The sequence below is a fragment of the Rhizobium sp. O111 genome (assembly GCF_055616315.1).
Genome location: NZ_JBSHXL010000001.1, coordinates 3,244,214 through 3,261,931 on the forward strand (window position 1 = coordinate 3,244,214; position 17,718 = coordinate 3,261,931).

The 17,718-nt window shown below is 62.9% G+C and carries 15 protein-coding genes; 3 read left to right on the plus strand and 12 right to left on the minus strand.

All coding sequences use genetic code 11. The annotated features are described in order from the left end of the window. Positions 1-48: 48 nt before the first annotated feature. Together ACVTFQ_RS16245 and ACVTFQ_RS16250 are read right to left on the minus strand one after the other, a co-directional pair. On the minus strand, positions 49-1,194 hold the full coding sequence (locus ACVTFQ_RS16245; RefSeq protein ID WP_111565146.1) for an AAA family ATPase: 1,146 nt from the start codon (positions 1,192-1,194) through the stop codon (positions 49-51). A gap of 22 nt (positions 1,195-1,216) precedes the next feature. Continuing rightward, a complete protein-coding gene (locus ACVTFQ_RS16250) occupies positions 1,217-2,164 on the minus strand; it encodes a GNAT family N-acetyltransferase (protein WP_111565147.1) in 948 nt (315 codons plus the stop codon). 142 nt (positions 2,165-2,306) lie between these two features. Between ACVTFQ_RS16250 and ACVTFQ_RS16255 the strand changes: the two genes are divergently transcribed. From ACVTFQ_RS16255 to ACVTFQ_RS16265, 3 genes are all read left to right on the plus strand, one after another. Next, complete coding sequence (locus tag ACVTFQ_RS16255; RefSeq protein ID WP_112437162.1) at positions 2,307-3,242, plus strand: tyrosine recombinase XerC; 936 nt, start codon at positions 2,307-2,309, stop codon at positions 3,240-3,242. A gap of 86 nt (positions 3,243-3,328) precedes the next feature. Beyond that, positions 3,329-4,417 (plus strand): TraB/GumN family protein, encoded by a 1,089-nt coding sequence (locus ACVTFQ_RS16260; RefSeq protein WP_111565149.1) that lies wholly within the window; start codon positions 3,329-3,331, stop codon positions 4,415-4,417. 117 nt (positions 4,418-4,534) lie between these two features. Further along, positions 4,535-5,602, plus strand: coding sequence for an IS5 family transposase (locus ACVTFQ_RS16265; protein ID WP_162718251.1), 1,068 nt, complete (start codon positions 4,535-4,537; stop codon positions 5,600-5,602). Positions 5,603-5,904: 302 nt separating this feature from the next. On the opposite strand, the gene ACVTFQ_RS16270 is transcribed toward ACVTFQ_RS16265, so the two are convergent. The 10 genes from ACVTFQ_RS16270 to mdh all read right to left on the minus strand — a co-directional run bounded on the left by ACVTFQ_RS16270 (position 5,905) and on the right by mdh (position 17,602). Beyond that, positions 5,905-6,165 (minus strand): type II toxin-antitoxin system ParD family antitoxin, encoded by a 261-nt coding sequence (locus ACVTFQ_RS16270; protein ID WP_181459260.1) that lies wholly within the window; start codon positions 6,163-6,165, stop codon positions 5,905-5,907. 121 nt (positions 6,166-6,286) lie between these two features. Further along, positions 6,287-7,693: a dihydrolipoyl dehydrogenase gene (lpdA, locus tag ACVTFQ_RS16275; protein WP_111562559.1), complete on the minus strand. Its 1,407-nt coding sequence runs from the start codon at positions 7,691-7,693 to the stop codon at positions 6,287-6,289. A gap of 26 nt (positions 7,694-7,719) precedes the next feature. Next, positions 7,720-8,358: a LysE family translocator gene (locus ACVTFQ_RS16280; protein ID WP_047509208.1), complete on the minus strand. Its 639-nt coding sequence runs from the start codon at positions 8,356-8,358 to the stop codon at positions 7,720-7,722. A gap of 31 nt (positions 8,359-8,389) precedes the next feature. Then, positions 8,390-9,142 carry an SDR family oxidoreductase gene (locus tag ACVTFQ_RS16285; protein WP_111562560.1) on the minus strand — a complete coding sequence of 251 codons (753 nt, stop codon included), beginning with the start codon at positions 9,140-9,142 and terminating at the stop codon, positions 8,390-8,392. Then, positions 9,139-9,582 carry a hypothetical protein gene (locus tag ACVTFQ_RS16290; protein ID WP_313760726.1) on the minus strand — a complete coding sequence of 148 codons (444 nt, stop codon included), beginning with the start codon at positions 9,580-9,582 and terminating at the stop codon, positions 9,139-9,141. Before ACVTFQ_RS16290 ends, ACVTFQ_RS16285 begins: the two co-directional genes overlap by 4 nt. Positions 9,583-9,747: 165 nt before the next feature. After that, on the minus strand, positions 9,748-11,001 hold the full coding sequence (gene odhB, locus ACVTFQ_RS16295) for a 2-oxoglutarate dehydrogenase complex dihydrolipoyllysine-residue succinyltransferase (RefSeq protein ID WP_111562562.1): 1,254 nt from the start codon (positions 10,999-11,001) through the stop codon (positions 9,748-9,750). Positions 11,002-11,119: 118 nt separating this feature from the next. Beyond that, positions 11,120-14,104, minus strand: a complete 2,985-nt coding sequence (locus ACVTFQ_RS16300) for a 2-oxoglutarate dehydrogenase E1 component (protein ID WP_047508723.1) — start codon at positions 14,102-14,104, stop codon at positions 11,120-11,122. 159 nt (positions 14,105-14,263) lie between these two features. Continuing rightward, positions 14,264-15,166, minus strand: coding sequence for a succinate--CoA ligase subunit alpha (gene sucD / locus ACVTFQ_RS16305; RefSeq protein ID WP_018902319.1), 903 nt, complete (start codon positions 15,164-15,166; stop codon positions 14,264-14,266). 240 nt (positions 15,167-15,406) lie between these two features. Next, positions 15,407-16,600, minus strand: coding sequence for an ADP-forming succinate--CoA ligase subunit beta (sucC, locus tag ACVTFQ_RS16310; protein WP_111562564.1), 1,194 nt, complete (start codon positions 16,598-16,600; stop codon positions 15,407-15,409). A 39-nt stretch (positions 16,601-16,639) separates the two neighbouring features. Beyond that, entirely contained in the window at positions 16,640-17,602 is a 963-nt protein-coding gene (gene mdh, locus ACVTFQ_RS16315; protein WP_112950619.1) for a malate dehydrogenase, read from the minus strand. Between the last annotated feature and the right edge of the window lie 116 nt (positions 17,603-17,718).

Here is a 17,718-nt window from a genome sequence, read left to right on the forward strand (position 1 = left end):
CGAACATGCCCGCAACGAGACCAAAATGAAACCCGCGACATCGCGCTATCAATCGTCATCATCGTCCTCGCCGGCAATGGTGCCGGTAAGCCGCATGCCCTCGATCCAGGTGGCGCCGTTTTCGCGGATCACCTTGCGCGGCCTGACCCCGCAGCGCTCGCGCACGGCTTCCGCCAGCTGGGAGGAGTGGGTGACGATCCACACCTGGCTGCTCTTCGATGCCGTCGCGATCATGTCCGCCAGCGGCTCCAGCATGTCGGGATGCAGGCTCGCTTCGGGCTCGTTGAGCGCGATCAGCGGCGGCAGGCGATAGGACAGCAGTGCCGCCGCCAGCCCGAGAAAGCGGATCTGCCCGTCCGACAGTTCGCGCGGCTGGAACACCCGGTGCGGAAAATCGGGAAAGGCGAGCCCGAACGACGCCGTCTCCTCCGGCTCCGGCACCACGAGCCGCGCGCCGCCGAAGGCCGAGGCGACCACACGATCGAGATCGACCGTATCCTGCCTGGTGTGCCTCAGCGTCGCGAACACCGCCGCCAGATTGGCGCCGTCCTCATCCAGCATCGGCCCGGTCACGGCAAGGCAGGGCTGGCGCAGCGGCGAGGCGCGGTCGGTGCGGAAGCCATGAAAGAAGCGCCAGTTGGCCACCACCCGGCGAAAGGCGGCAATTTCAGGGAAATGCCCGGCATCGCCAAGCAGCGCCATCGCCGTCTCCGACGTCAGCGCCTGGTCCGGATAATCCTGCATCCGCCCGGCGCCATCGCGCACCTGGATGGAAGGCCCCGCCCGCTTCATCATGGTGACCGGCCGCCCGTGATCGACGATCAGCTCCTCGGCCTTCACCTGCGGCTCCAGCGGAAACCCGGCAGCCGCCTCTGGCGGACGCAACCCGACCTCGACCCTGTAGCGAAACGTGACGGCCCGCTCTTCGTCCAGAAGCTCGACCTCGAGCCGCACCCGCGCCGGCCCTTCATTCTGCTTGCGCGTGCCCGACCACAGCACCGAGAACATGCCGCCCTCGGCCGCAAGCTCGCGCACCAGCCGCCCGGTGACGGCCGCCTGGACCAGCTGCAGCGCACGATAGAGATTGGATTTGCCGACCCCGTTCTCGCCGAGAAACAGCGAGGTCTCCGACAGATCCATGCGGATCGAGCGGAGCGACCGGTAATTCTGGGCGAACATGGAGCGGAGTTGCATGACCCCGCTTTACCCCATCCGCTCAGCGAAATGAATGGGCATCGGCCATCTCGGGCACGCTCGGCTCGACGAGAGGCTGGAACCGCGCGTCGCCGTCGCGCTTCAGCGCCTCGACGGTGTGCGTCTCCAGCGCCCTTGTGACGTCGTTGATATCGCCATCCAGATGCTCGACCGGGATCATGTCGCCGATGATAAAATCGAAGCGGTCGCCGCGCTTGTTGAGGAGCTCGTGAAACACCGTCATATCGCGCAGCTCCGTCGACCACTTGGCGAACCAGTAGAACAGTCCGGAATTGCGTGCCGTCATATGGACAGGCAGGATCGGCAGATTGTACTTGCGTGCCAGCCCGACGGCCGAGGTCTTCCACGGCCGTTCGTTGAGCCGGCCATTCGCCCAGTAGGCGATGCGCCCGGAGGGAAACAGCACCGTCGCCTTGCCCTCGCGCACCGCATGGTTCGTCAGCTGCAGCGTCTCGCGCGCTTTCAGCTTGCTCTTGTGCTCGTCGCGCCATTCCACCGGAATGATCATCTCGGCAAAGCGCGGATTGACGCGCACCGCATCACGGTTGGCGAATACCATCATGTCGGGCCGCCGCGTCTTCAGGAGATCGAACACCGCGACGCCATCGGCGATCCCGGTCGGATGATTGCTGACGAGAATGAAGCCGCCCTTGTCGGGAATCCGCTCGGCATTGGTCACGCCGATATCGAGATTGAGCAAATTGCTCATATACTCGAAGCACTGGAAGCCCGGCATGTTGGCGATGTCGTTGGCGAAGGTCATCGCCTTGTTGTAGCGCAGCAGCGTATAGAGAAACGGCCGCATGACGGGCCACAGCGGGTGGCCGACGATGCGTTGTCCGCGTTCGGCGATCAGCGTGTCGACGATATGTCCGGGTCTGCCTTGGGAAACGAGCGCGATCGTTTCTGCGAATTGTCCGAATGCCGTCGTGTTTTGGCGCCGTGCCATGCAAGATCCTGCCTCGTTGGGAAACCAGTTATCGCGATTATTATGATCGAAGCATGACAGGCACTTGGCCGATGTTAGCGATTCCATAACCGTCCCTCAGGCAAAATTGGCGGTCTGGCTGGCAAATTCAAGAGGCGGAAACGTGAATGAACTCCTGATCATGGCCGACGCGCGGCTGATGGCGGAACGCGCCACCTGGCTGCAAAGCCTAGCCGGCGAAAGACGTCTGTCGCAGCACACGCTCGACGCCTATGAGCGCGACACCCGCCAGTTCCTGACCTTCCTGACCGGCCATCTCGCCGGCCCGACGACGCTCAAGGATATCGAGGCGCTGCGGCCCGCCGATTTCCGCGCCTTCCTCGCCGCCCGCCGCCGCGACGGCACAGGCGCCCGCTCGCTCGGCCGCAATCTCGCCGGCCTGCGATCACTGCTGCGCTATCTCGAAAAGAAGGGACTGGTGAATGCCGCCGGCGCCGGCGCCATCCGCTCGCCGAAGCAGCCGAAATCGCTCCCCAAGCCGCTCTCTGACACCCAGGCCGTCACCGTCGTCAGCAACGAAGCGCAACTGCACGAGGAACCCTGGATCGCCGCCCGCGACGCCGCCGTCATGACCCTGCTCTACGGCTGCGGCCTGCGCATCTCCGAAGCGCTCGATCTCCTGCCCGGTGACATCACGCCAGGCGCCACGACGCTGCGCATAACAGGTAAAGGCAACAAGACCCGCCTGGTGCCGCTGCTTCCAATCGTCTTCGAGGCGGTCGACAAATACCGAAAGCTTTGCCCCTATCATCTCACCGCCGACCAGCCGCTGTTTCGCGGTGCGCGCGGCGGCAAGCTGCAACAGGCGATCATCCAGCGCACCATGCGCACGATGCGCAGCGCCTTCGGCCTGCCGGAGACCGCCACCCCCCACGCGCTGCGCCACTCCTTCGCCACCCATCTCCTGGCCGGCGGCGGCGATCTCCGCACCATCCAGGAACTGCTCGGCCATGCCAGCCTGTCGACCACACAGGTCTATACGGGTGTGGACGCCTCGCGCCTTCTCGACGTTTACGACCGCGCCCACCCTCGGGCGTAATCCTTTGTTAACCTGTTCCCTTAAAGGAATATGATGAGCCCCGCGCGTAAAGCTTGTGGCAAATCCTTTGTGACCGGAACACCATCATGACGATCTCCCTCGGCCACCGCAGCCTTTCCACCGCCTTGCCGGCTCGCTTCGGCAACATCGTGCTATGGCTGATCGCTGCCGTCCATGTGCTGGCCGCAGCACTGCTGATCGCCACCCTCGTCTCCATCTCGCCGGCGTCAGCCGCGGACGACGCAAGCTGCACCGGCCGCAACATCCTCGACGACCTGAAGGTCAGCGATCCCGCGCGCTACGAGCAGGCGGTGAAGGAAGCCGACGCCGTGCCGAACGGCAAGGGCATCTTCTGGAAGATCGAAAAGCCGGGCATCAAGCCGTCCTGGCTGCTCGGCAGCATGCACGTCACCGATCCGCGCGTCCTCGACCTGCCGCCGCGCACGAAGGCCGCCCATGATGCCGCCGACACCATCGTGATTGAATCCGACGAGATCCTCGACGAGAAGAAGGCCTCGGCGGCGCTCATGATGAAGCCCGACCTGATGATGTTCACCGACGGCACGACCATCGACAAGCTGCTCTCGCCCGAGGATTACACCCGCCTCGAGGCCGGCCTGAAGACCCGCGGCATTCCGCTCGCAGCCGTCTCACGCATGCGCCCATGGATGATCTCGAGCGTCGTTGCGCTACCCGCCTGCGAAATGGCCCGCAAGGCCAAGGGCGTCCAGTTCCTCGACCAGAAGATCGCCACCGACGCGGCCGCCCAGGGCAAGCAGGTCAAGGGCCTGGAAACGCTCGCCGAACAGCTTCAGGCCATGGCCGAACTGCCCACCGAATTCCACATGAAGTCGCTGATCGAAACACTGGAACTCGGCTCGAAGATGAACGACGTGGTCGAGACCATGACCGATCTCTACCTCTCCGGCGATATCGGCATGACCATGCCGATGCTGAAGACGGTCACGCCCGAGGGCGCCGACGACAGCAGCGACTACGCCGCCTTCGAGCAGCGCATCATCCTCGACCGCAACAAGATCATGGCCGAACGCGCCGCCCCGATCCTGGCCACCGGCAACGTCTTCATGGCCGTCGGCGCCTTGCATCTTCCCGGCGAAGGTGGCGTGATCGAGCTCTTGCGCAAGCAAGGCTTTACGGTGACGGCGGTGAATTGAGGGCACTGAGGCAGGCAAACGTCCTACCGTGTAGCCCACTCATCCGACCCTTCGGGCCACCTTCTCCCCGTTGGGAGCCGTTGCAAAATCTCACCGTTGTGATTCTCTGTCTTAGCGATGAGCGGAGATGATGCGATGTCGGTTCGGGATGGTGGCCAGTTCAGTTTCGCCGATGCGTTGATCCCTCAGGGCAAAGGGTCGGGTCGGCTGGACAAGTTGTCGTCGCTGGTGAGGTGGTACCGTTTCGAGAAGCACCTTGCGCGGCTGCGTGATGACACGGGCAAGGGCGCCGGTCGGCCCGCTTATAGACCGCTGGTGATGTTCAAGGCGCTGCTTCTGCAGTCGCTATACGGCCTCTCGGACATGGAGCTTGAGGAAGCGTTGTGCGACCGGTTGTCGTTCAAGCGTTTCGTCGGCCTTGCTCTGGATGAAGCTTTTCCGGATCACTCAACGCTGTGCCGATTTCGCAACCTTTTGATCAGCGAAGCGCTGCTGGACAAGCTGTTTGCCGAGCTCGACCGGCAGTTGGATGCCGCCGGTCTGATCCTGCGGCGTGGCACGATGCTGGATGCGACGGTGATCGAGACGACGGCGGCCCGCCCGCCTCGCGGTCGCAATGGCGACCTTGATGCCAATGCCAATCTCGATGCCGACGCGTCCGGTTCGGACGGGGACGAGCCGGGCGAGCGGTTGCCGCGTCAGGCACCGAGCGATCCGGATGCGCGGTTCACGCAGCGCAAGGGCAAGGCAGGTTCGGCCTATGGTTACAAGGCTCATGTCGGGGTCGATGAAGGATCCGGCCTGATCCTGAGGGTCGTGACCACGCCGGCCAATGTCAACGACACCGTCGTCGCCGACCTTCTGATTACCGGCGACGAATCCTGCGTGCTGGCCGACAGCGCCTATCATACCCATGCACGCGAGAAGGCCCTGAGGAGCCAGGGCATCAAGCCGCGGCTGATGCGCCGGCCCAACCGGCATCACCGCGTCCTGCCGCCAAGGCTTGCCCGCCTCAACCGGATGATATCGAAACGTCGTGCGGCCGTTGAGACGACCTTCGCCACGCTCAAGCATCGCATGGGCCTCGGGCTGATCCGTTATCGCGGGCTCGTCAAGGCGCGGGCCCAGGTGCTGATGGCGACGATCGCCTTCAACATGCGCCGCTGGGTGACGATGGCGACGTGACCAAGGCCGAACTGCGCCCGCAAACCTGAAAACGCCAGCCTGAAGCCAACAAAAACCCCGCTCAAGGCATTGAGCGGGGAAAAGGGCAGGTCGGTTCGCCATAGAGCTGCCGCGATCGCGTATTTTGCAACGGCTCCCGTTGGCGAGAAGGGGAGGTTGGCGCGAGCGACCCACCACGAATCTCTTCTCCCCAACGGGGAGAAGGTGCCGGCAGGCGGATGAGGGGGCCACGAGCTCGGCGATTACCGCTGAACTTGCGCTTCTATGGCAAACACCAAACCGCAAGAGGGCTGAGCGTTTACTTACCCACGTGATCGCTTTTCCGCCTTGAGTTCGGCCAGCAGAACATCGGCGTCGACTTCACGTCCTTCGCCGCTGGCAATCCCCTCGTCATAGGCTCGTTTCAGTCGCGCGATTTCCAGCTGCCGGATTTCCTCGCGCTGTTCCCAAAGGCGAAGGGCGTCGCGAACGATTTCGCTGTTGGACGCATAGCCGCCGCTATCGACCGCATCCTGCATTTTTGCAGCCTGATGCGGCGTGAGCGAAATGGTAAGGGTGCGCATGTTGGTGGCTTTCATGATGAAAGAGTAACACACCCAACAAGGCCTAACAATTATTGTTAGCCAAGCGAAAAAGGCCGCAGTCCTCTCGAACCACGGCCTCTTCGAAACTTATGGCAAAGCCTTACATATGGATCGGCTTGAAGAACGCCGCCAGCGCCGCTTCCTTCACCGCTTCCGACATGGTCGGGTGCGCGTGGCAGGTGCGGCCGAGGTCTTCGGCGGAGCCGCCGAATTCCATCAGGACGGCGATCTCGTGGATCATTTCGCCGGCGCCGAAGCCGACGATGTGGCCGCCGAGGACGCGGTCGGTGGTCTTGTCCGACAGGATCTTCACGAAGCCATCCGTCGCCAGCATGGCGCGCGCGCGCCCGTTTGCCGTGAACGGGAACTTGCCGACCTTGTAGGCGACGCCAGCAGCCTTCAGCTCTTCCTCGGTCTTGCCGACGGAGGCGACTTCGGGCTGCGTGTAGACGACGCTCGGGATCACGTCGTAGTTCACATGGCCATGCTGGCCGGCGAGGATTTCGGCAAGCGCCACGCCTTCGTCTTCAGCCTTGTGCGCCAGCATCGGGCCCTTCACCACGTCGCCGATCGCGTAGATGCCGGCAACATTGGTGCGGAAGTGACCGTCGATCTCGACGCGGCCACGATTGTCGAGCGCAACGCCCGCTTCTTCGAGACCGAGGCCAGCCGTGTAGGGAATGCGGCCGGTGGAGATCAGCACGACATCGGCTTCGACCGTCTGCGCGGCGCCGCCGGCGACCGGCTCGAAGGTCACCTTCGCGCCCTTGCCACCCTTTTCGACGCCCGTCACCTTGGAGCTCAGGTTGATGTCGACGCCCTGCTTGGCGAGCATGCGCTGGAACTGCTTGGAGACGTCGCCGTCCATCGCGCCGAGGATCTTGTCGAGATATTCGATGACGGTGACCTTGGCGCCGAGGCGCGACCACACAGAGCCGAGCTCGAGGCCGATGACGCCGCCGCCGACGACAATCATCGTCTCAGGCACCTTGTCGAGCGCGATCGCGCCGGTGGAGGAAACGATCACCTTCTCGTCGATATCGACCTTCACGCCGGGGATGCCGGCGACGTCGGAGCCGGTGGCGATGACGATGTTCTTGCCTTCGATTTCCTGGACCTTGCCGTCCTCGGCCGTAACCGAGACCTTACCGGCCGAGACGATCTTGCCGGTGCCGATGAAGCTGTCGATCTTGTTCTTCTTGAACAGGAAAGCGACGCCGTCGACGTTCGACTTCACGGTGGCGTCCTTGTGGGCCATCATCTTGTCGAGGTTCAGCTTCGGCGCCGCGACCTCGATGCCGAGCGCGTCCATGCCGTGGCCGGCCTGATGGAACATTTCCGACGCGTGCAGCAGCGCCTTGGAGGGAATGCAGCCGACATTGAGGCAGGTGCCGCCGAAGGTCGCGCGCTTTTCGACGACGGCGACCTTGAGGCCGAGCTGGGCCGCCTTGATGGCAGCGACATAGCCGCCGGGGCCGGTTCCGATAACGATCACATCATAGGACATTGTTGCTTTTCCTTTTCGTTATTTGCTTAATCCGCCGCGCGGGCGAGCGCGAGGCGGAAGCCGAAGCCGACCAGAGCGGCGCCGGTAATGCGGTTGAACCATTTGCCGCTGGCGATGAAGCGATCGCGCACGGCCTTGACGGTGAAGAAGGTGGAGACGGCGGCAAACCAGGCGACCAGAGCGGTCGCCATGCCGATGCCGTAGCTGAACTGGATGAGGCCGGGCGTGTCGTGATGAACGAGCGTCGAAAACAGCGACAGGAAGAACAGCACCGGCTTCGGGTTCAGCGCATTGGTGATGAAGCCCATGCCGAGGCAGCGCAGCGCCGAGATCGGCTTGCGATCCTCTTCGCTGACCTTGATCTCGGCCACGTTGAAGCCCGGCGCGCGGAACGACTTGATGCCGAGATAGACGAGATAGGCGACACCCGCCCACTTGATCATCGCAAACAGCATCAGCGACTGCGACACGATCAGCCCGAGGCCGAGGATCGTGTAGCTGATGTGGAAGAGCAGCGAGAAGCCCATGCCGATGCCGGTCATGATCGCGGCGCGGCGGCCATGCACGATGCTCTGGCGCAGGATGACAGCGAAGTCGGCGCCCGGCACGACGATGAAGATCGAGAAGACGGCCATCAGGCCGAGAAATTCGAGAACATACTGCATGCTCATACCGCCCTTGAAATGATGAATCCGATCATCGGCCGCCGCTGACATTGAGGATCGCGCCGGTGACGTAGGATGCGTCCTTGGATAGCAGATAAAGCACCGCGTCGGCGATCTCTTCCGCCGTGCCGGCGCGCTGCATCGGAATACTCGGCGCCATGTCGCGCGCCCGATCCGGCAGGCCGCCGGAAGCGTGGATTTCGGTGTCGATGACCCCAGGGCGTACGGCGTTGACGCGCACGCCCTCGGTCGCCACTTCGCGGGCCAGACCGATGGTGAAGGTGTCGATCGCGGCCTTGGAGGCGGCGTAGTCGACATATTGCGAGGGTGAGCCGATGATTGCCGCCATCGAGGAAATATTGACGATCGCCCCGCCCTTGCCGCCATGTTTGGTCGACATGCGGCGCACAGCCTCGGCCGCGCAAAGGATCGAGCCGGTAATGTTGATGCGCATCATCCGCTCGATGCGCGCCACCGACATCTCGTCGATACGAGCAGGCGCATCGACGATGCCGGCATTGTTGGCAAGCCCGTCCAGCCGGCCGAAGTGGCGGTCGATGGCTTCGAACATCTGCGTGATATCGGACGCCTCGCCGACATCGCCTTTGATCGCAATAGCGTCACCGCCGCCGGCCTTGATCTTCGCCACGACCTCGTCGGCCGCAGCCTTGTTGGCGGCATAGTTCACCGCGACACGCCAGCCCTTGGCGGCGGCCAGCAATGAGATCGCGGCCCCGATGCCGCGGCTGCCGCCGGTCACGAGAAGAACGGGTTGGTCACTCATGACGCACATTCCTTGAAGTCGAGCACATCCCAGGGCGCCACCGATGCCTTGCCCTTGCCCCAGATCGAGGAGGCGCGAATGGCCGGGCCGATGCCGGGGAAGAGGATCTTGTCGGCCGCCTGCCCGGCTTCGGGCTGCAGGTTGTCGAGCGTGCCCTTGGCGTCGATGCCGTAGACCATGCCCTGCCAGATCGTGCAGGCCTCGAGATCGGCCCCCGTCGCGTCCCCGTCAGGGCATTTGAACATGACCATCGCAAGCGACCGCGCCGGATCTTCAGACGGCATGACATAGCCATCGAGCGTAAGCGGCGTCTTTAAAATCTTGACCGTGAAGCGGTTGCTGGCGGCGGCCGCGGCTGTCGCGATCGGCGTGAAGCGCAGCTCGTAGGCGCCGTCGCGATCGGTATAGACCGCATTGGCCTGATTGCACTCCGCCGCCATCAGCGGCTGGCCGCAAAGCGTGGCGGCAAGCACGAGCGCAGCCGCACGCGCCACGGGGCGACCGGAAGCGGGCGTGGTATGCGATGAGCGGAAGGCGGGTTTCAGCGACATCAGGTGTTCCGGTGCTGAGGCGAAAAGGGCCGCTCGCGCGGCCCTGTCGGTCTCTTAGAGATCGAGAACGAGGCGTTCCGGATCTTCCAGGCTTTCCTTGACGCGCACGAGGAAGGTAACGGCTTCCTTGCCGTCGACGATGCGGTGGTCATAGGAGAGCGCGAGATACATCATCGGACGGATGACGATCTGGCCGCCGACGACAACGGGACGGTCCTGGATCTTGTGCATGCCGAGAATGCCCGACTGCGGCGCGTTCAGGATCGGCGAGGACATCAGCGAACCGTAGACACCACCATTGGTGATGGTGAAGGTGCCGCCCTGCATGTCGGCCATCGAAAGCGAACCGTCGCGAGCCGACTTGGCAAGACGGCCGAGGTCCTTTTCGATCTCGGCGATCGACATCTGGTCGGCATCGCGGATGATCGGAACGACCAGGCCCTTGTCTGTGCCGACGGCCATGCCGACGTGGCAGTAGTTCTTGTAGATGATGTCGGTGCCGTCGATTTCGGCGTTGACGGCCGGCAGTTCCTTCAGCGCGTGCGTAACGGCCTTGGTGAAGAAGCCCATGAAGCCGAGCTTCACGCCGTGCTTCTTTTCAAACACGTCCTTGTACTTGGCGCGCAGTGCCATCACGGCGCTCATGTCCACCTCGTTATAGGTGGTGAGCATGGCAGCGGTGTTCTGGGCGTCCTTCAGGCGCTTGGCGATCGTCTGGCGCAGGCGCGTCATCTTCACGCGCTCTTCGCGACCGGCATCCTCGACCGTCGACGGGCCGCGTGCGGCGGCAGGCGCTGCCGGAGCAGCAGCGGCAGGAGCCGCAATGCCCTTGGCGACGGCGGCGATCACGTCGCCCTTCAGTACCTGACCGCGCTTGCCGGAGCCATCGACCTGATCGGCCGAAAGGTTATTTTCGGCGAGCATCTTCGAAGCAGCCGGTGCCGGCGGCATCGAGGAAGCGGCAGCCGATGCAGAGGCGGCAGCTGCGACCGGTGCGGCAGCAGCCGGTGCCGGCTCGGCGGCCTTGGCGGGAGCGGCAGCGGCAGCCGGAGCAGCGGCAGCGGCACCAGCGCTTGCAGCGATCTGGCCGAGCAGCGCGTCGAGACCGACGGTTTCGCCGGCCTGCGCGACGATTTCGGAGAGTACGCCGGCAGCCGGTGCCGGAACTTCGATGGTCACCTTGTCGGTTTCAAGCTCCACCAGCGGCTCGTCGGCCTTGATGACATCGCCGACCTTCTTGAACCAGGTACCGACGGTTGCCTCGCTGACGGATTCACCGAGAGTTGGAACGCGGATTTCTGTGGCCATTGTTCAAATCCTGAATTTTGATCTTTGTGATGTTTGACGGCATTCCGGCGCGAGCGGCCGGGATCTGAATTAATGCGGAGAGGAAGCGCGGCGCGCTCCCTCTCCGATCTCATTCTCGTTAGCCGCCGAGCGCGTCCTCGAGGAACGCGGCGAGCTGTGCCAGATGCTTGGACATCAGGCCGGTTGCGGGCGATGCCGCGGCCGGACGTCCGGTGTAGCGAACGCGCTGGTACTTCGCATCGATATGGGCAAGCACCCATTCCAGATACGGGTCGATGAACGACCATGCACCCATGTTCTTCGGCTCTTCCTGGCACCAGACCATTTCCGCGTTGCGGAAGCGGGAGAGCTCGTTGATGAGCGCCTTGGCCGGGAACGGATAGAGCTGTTCGACGCGCAGCAGGTAGACATCGTCGATCCCGCGCTTTTCGCGCTCTTCCAGCAGGTCGTAATAGACCTTGCCGGTGCAGAGCACGACGCGGCGGATCTTGGCATCCTTCTGCAGCTTGATCGGGCCGTCCTTGATGACCTCGGCATCGTCCCAGAGGAGACGGTGGAACGAGGTCTCGCCGGCCATTTCGGCCAGGCCCGATACGGCGCGCTTGTGGCGCAGCAGCGACTTCGGCGTCATCAGGATCAGCGGCTTGCGGAAGTCGCGCTTCACCTGGCGGCGCAGGATGTGGAAGTAGTTCGCCGGCGTCGTGACGTTGGCGACCTGCATGTTGTCTTCCGCGCAAAGCTGCAGGAAGCGCTCGAGGCGGGCCGACGAGTGCTCCGGACCCTGACCTTCATAGCCGTGAGGCAGCAGGCAGACGAGGCCGGACATGCGCAGCCACTTGCGTTCGCCGGACGAGATGAACTGGTCGAACACGACCTGCGCACCGTTGGCGAAGTCGCCGAACTGGGCTTCCCAGAGCGTCAGCGCATTCGGGCGGGCCAGCGAGTAGCCGTATTCGAAGCCGAGAACGGCTTCTTCCGACAGCATCGAGTTGATGACTTCGTAGCGCGCCTGGGTCGCCGACAGGTTGGCGAGCGGGATATAGCGCTCTTCCGTTTCCTGATCGTAGAGAACCGAGTGACGCTGCGAGAAGGTGCCGCGTTCGCAATCCTGACCCGAGAGACGGATCTTGTGACCTTCGGTGACGAGACCGCCGAACGCCAGCGCTTCCGCCGTTGCCCAGTCGATGCCTTCGCCGGTCGAGATCATGTTGGCGCGGTTTTCCATGAAGCGCTGGATCGTGCGGTGCGCATGGAAGCCTTCCGGGATCTCGGAAAGCTTGCGGCCGATTTCCTTCAGCTGCTTCATCGGCACGGCGGTCTTGCCGCGACGCTGCTCGTCGGCATTGTCTGCCGTGCGCAGGCCCGACCACTCGCCGTCAAGCCAGTCGGCCTTGTTCGGCTTGTAGTGCTGGCCGGCCTCGAACTCCTGCTCGAGATGCGCGCGCCAGTCGGCCTTCATCTTCTCGACTTCGCCCTCGGTCAGCACGCCCTCGGAAACGAGACGCTCGCTGTAGAGCTGCAGAACGCTCTTGTGGGCGCGGATGACCTTGTACATCTTCGGCTGCGTGAAGGACGGTTCGTCGCCTTCATTGTGGCCGTAGCGGCGATAGCAGAACATGTCGAGCACGACAGGCTTGTGGAACTTCATGCGAAATTCCATGGCGATCTTGGCGCCGTAGACGACGGCTTCCGGATCGTCACCGTTGACGTGCAGGATCGGTGCTTCGATCATCTTGGCGACGTCGGACGGATAGGGCGACGAACGCGAGAAGGCCGGGTTCGTGGTGAAGCCGATCTGGTTGTTGATGATGACGTGCATCGTGCCGGCAACGCGGTGACCGCGCAGACCGGAGAGACCGAGGATTTCGGCAATTACGCCCTGTCCGGCAAAAGCGGCATCGCCGTGGATGAGGAGCGGCAGAACCTTGGCGCGCTCCGACAAGGGAATGATGTCGCCGTCCCAGACGGTGGCGCTCATGTCCTGCTTGGCGCGGGCCTTGCCCATGACGACAGGGTCGACGATTTCAAGGTGCGACGGGTTGGCCGTCAGCGACACGTGAACCTTGTTGCCGTCGAACTCGCGGTCCGAGGAAGCGCCGAGGTGGTACTTCACGTCGCCGGAACCTTCGACTTCGTCAGGCGCGTAGGAACCGCCCTTGAACTCGTGGAAGATGGCGCGGTGCGGCTTGCCCATGACCTGGGAAAGCACGTTCAGACGGCCGCGGTGGGCCATGCCGAACACGGCTTCCTTGAGGCCGAGATGGCCGCCGCGCTTCAGGATCTGCTCGAGCGCCGGGATCAGCGATTCACCGCCGTCGAGGCCGAAACGCTTGGTACCCTTGAACTTGACGTCGAGGAACTGCTCGTAGCCTTCGGCTTCGATGATCTTCGACAGGATCGCCTTCTTGCCTTCGTTGGTGAAGGCAACACCCTTATCAGGACCTTCGATCCGTTCCTGGATCCAGGCCTTTTCCTCGGGGTTCGAAATGTGCATGAACTCGACGCCGATCGTCGAGCAATAGGTGCGCTCAAGGATCTCGATCATCTCGCGAACGGTGGCGTATTCCAGGCCGAGCACGTTGTCGATGAAGATCTTGCGGTCGTAGTCGGCTTCGGAGAAACCGTAGTTTTCCGGCGACAGTTCCTTGTAGTCTTCAACGGGTGCCGCGATGCCGAGCGGGTCGAGCTTGGCGTGCAGGTGGCCGCGCATCCGGTAGGCGCGGATCATCATGATAGCGCGCACGCTGTCGCGCGTCGCCTGCAGGATGTCTGCACCTTCGGTCGGCTTGCCGGCTGCTTCAGCCTTGGCCTTGACCTTGGTCTCGACGACCTTCTCGATCACGCCCCAGTCGCCGTCGAGCGCCGAAACGAGGTCGCCGCTGGCCTGCATCGGCCAGTTTTTCTTGCGCCAGGATGCGCCCTTGGCGGCCCGCTTCACATCATCAGGATTGTCTTCCAGCGCCTTGAAGAAGGCGCGCCATTCTTCGTTGACCGATGCCGGGTCGTCCTCGTAGCGCGCATAAAGCTGCTCGATGTAAGCAGCGTTGGCGCCATCCAGGAACGAGGTGATCTGAAACTGCTCGTTGGCTTCTTGCCGTGCCATGGTGTTACGCGGACGCTTCCGCCCGCCTCCTGACTTTGTGATTTTGCCGATCCCATCGACCGGCTGCCGCATCTTCATGTTCAGCCGCCTGTCCGCGGCTCAGTCTTGGTTCGAACCGGGCAGTACGCAAAGCGCATCCTGCCCGGTGTATAGATTGGCTTAGCCCTTGAGGACTTCAACCAGCGTCGTGCCGAGGCGTGCCGGCGAAGGCGAAACCTTGATGCCGGCTGCTTCCATGGCAGCGATCTTGGATTCCGCATCGCCCTTGCCGCCGGAAACGACAGCGCCGGCGTGGCCCATGGTGCGGCCCTTCGGAGCCGTACGGCCCGCGATGAAGCCGGCCATCGGCTTCTTGCGGCCCTTCTTGGCTTCGTCGATCAGGAACTGCGCCGCGTCTTCTTCAGCCGAGCCGCCGATTTCGCCGATCATGATGATCGAGGTCGTGGCTTCGTCGGCCAGGAACATCTCGAGCACGTCGATGAACTCGGTGCCCTTGACCGGGTCGCCGCCGATGCCGACAGCCGTCGTCTGGCCGAGGCCTTCGTTCGACGTCTGGAACACGGCTTCGTAGGTCAGCGTGCCGGAGCGCGAAACGATACCGACCGAACCCTTGCGGAAGATCGAGCCCGGCATGATGCCGATCTTGCATTCTTCCGGCGTCAGGATACCCGGGCAGTTGGGGCCGAGGAGGCGCGACTTGGAGCGGTCGAGGCGAGCCTTGACGCGAACCATGTCCATAACAGGGATACCCTCGGTGATGCAGGTGATGAACGGGATCTCGGCGTCGATCGCCTCGATGATCGCATCAGCGGCACCAGCCGGCGGAACGTAGATGACCGAAGCGTCGGCACCCGTGCGCTCCTTGGCTTCGGCAACCGAAGCGAAGATCGGCAGGCTTTCGCCCTTCGAGCCCGTCCAGGTTTCGCCACCCTTCTTCGGGTGAATACCGCCGACCATCTGAGTGCCGTAATAGGCGAGCGCCTGTTCGGTGTGGAAAGTACCGGTCTTGCCGGTCAGGCCCTGCACGAGGACCTTTGTGTTCTTATTGACGAGAATAGACATCCGTTAATCCCGATCTCTAGCTTTAGCGCCTGCGAAACTTCGTCCACAAGAGGACGCCGCTACTAATCAAAACAATGCCGCCAGCGACGAGAGGCGAAAGCTGCATGCACATTGTCAGTGCCGCCGGTGACGCATTTTCCTCAAAGGCAGCGCACCACTTTTCTTCCTCAAGCCACCAGAACCAGCAGCCGATGAGAGCCGTAATCGCGAATGCAAGTACGACCCTCAGCATACACTTACCTACGCGTTGATCGCCGCGACGATCTTCTTGGCGGCATCGTCGAGATCGTCAGCTGCCGTGATCGCGAGACCGGATTCGTTGAGGATCTTCTTGCCGAGCTCGACATTGGTGCCTTCGAGGCGAACGACGAGCGGAACCTTGAGACCGACTTCCTGAACCGCAGCGACAACGCCTTCGGCGATGACGTCGCACTTCATGATGCCGCCGAAGATGTTGACGAGGATGCCCTCGACCTTCGGGTCAGCAGTGATGATCTTGAAGGCAGCCGCGACCTTCTCCTTGCCGGCGCCACCGCCGACGTCGCAGAAGTTAGCCGGCTCCTTGCCGTAGAGCTTGATGATGTCCATCGTCGCCATGGCGAGACCGGCGCCGTTGACCATGCAGCCGATGTTGCCGTCGAGGGCGACATAGGCGAGGTCCCACTTGGAGGCTTCGATTTCCTTGGCGTCTTCTTCGGTCTCGTCGCGCAGCGCCTTGACGTCGTCATGGCGGAACAGCGCGTTGCCGTCGAAGGACATCTTGGCGTCGAGGACGCGCAGGTGGCCGTCCTTCATGACGATCAGCGGGTTGACTTCGAGAAGCGCCATGTCCTTTTCGCCGAACGCCTTGTAGAGCGCCGGGAACAGCGACTTGGCGTCTTCGGCAGCGGCACCGGAAAGTTCCAGAGCCTTGACGATCTTGGCAACGTCGTCAGCCGTTACACCGGCTTCCGGGTTGATGGCGATCGTGTGGATCTTCTCGGGCGTGTCGTGGGCGACAGCTTCGATGTCCATGCCGCCTTCGGTCGAAACCACGAAGGCAACCTGACCAACCGAACGGTCGACCAGCAGCGAGCAATAGAGTTCGCGGTCGATGTCGGCGCCGTCTTCGATGTAGAGACGGTTGACCTGCTTGCCGGCTTCGCCCGTCTGCGCCGTTACCAGCGTGTTGCCGAGCATTTCCTTGGCGTGAGCGACGACTTCTTCGATCGACTTGGCGAGGCGAACGCCGCCCTTGGCGTCGGGGCCGAGTTCCTTGAACTTGCCCTTGCCGCGGCCACCAGCGTGGATCTGGCTCTTGACCACGTAGAGCGGGCCCGGCAGCGACTTGGCGGCGGCTTCGGCTTCCTCGACCTTGAGGATCGGCACACCCTTGGCGACCGGCGCACCATAGCCCTTGAGCAGAGCCTTGGCCTGATATTCATGAATGTTCATGGATCTATTCCTGTTTGGATTGCGTCAGCGGTCGGCGGCTTATTTCAGCGACGGCGCGATGTTGATGCAGGCTTCGCACAGGCCGGCGACAGCGGCGACGGACTTGTCGAAGGCTTCCTTTTCGGCCTTGTTCAGGTCGATCTCGATGATGCGCTCGACGCCACCGGCACCGATGATGGTGGGAACGCCGACATACATGTCCTTGACGCCGTACTGGCCGGAGAGCTGCGCTGCGCAAGGCAGGACACGCTTCTTGTCCTTGAGGTAGGATTCAGCCATTTCGATCGCCGAAGCGGCCGGTGCGTAGTAGGCCGAGCCGGTCTTGAGCAGACCAACGATTTCGGCGCCGCCATCACGGGTGCGCTGGATGATTTCTTCGAGGCGTTCCTTGGTGACCCAACCCATGGTGACGAGGTCGGTGAGCGGGATGCCGCCAACGGTGGAGTAACGTGCGAGCGGAACCATCGTGTCGCCGTGGCCGCCGAGAACGAAGGCGGTGACGTCCTGTACGGAAACGTTGAACTCCTTGGAGAGGAACAGGCGGAAGCGCGAGCTATCCAGAACGCCGGCCATGCCGACGACCTTGTTGGCCGGAAGGCTGGAGAACTTCTGCAGCGCCCAGACCATGGCGTCGAGCGGGTTGGTGATGCAGATCACGAAGGCGTTCGGGGCATACTTCTTGATGCCGGCGCCGACCTGTTCCATGACCTTGAGGTTGATGCCGAGCAGGTCGTCGCGGCTCATGCCCGGCTTGCGGGCGACGCCGGCGGTGACGATGCAGACGTCTGCGCCTTCGATTGCGGAGTAGTCGCTTGCGCCGGTCAGATTGGCATCGAAGCCTTCAACCGGCGAGGACTGCGCGATGTCGAGGCCCTTACCCTGCGGGATGCCGTCGGCGATATCGAAGAGAACGATGTCACCCAGCTCCTTGAGGCCGGCGAGATGCGCCAGCGTGCCACCAATCATGCCAGAACCAATGAGAGCGATTTTGTTACGCGCCATTTCGGTGTTTCCTTTGCGACCAAAATTCGTCGGGCGACGCACTGAGGGGCTGCGCCCAATTGCCGCAATCGCATAGACCCTAAGGCCAAAAATGGCAACTGATTATTTTGAGACCA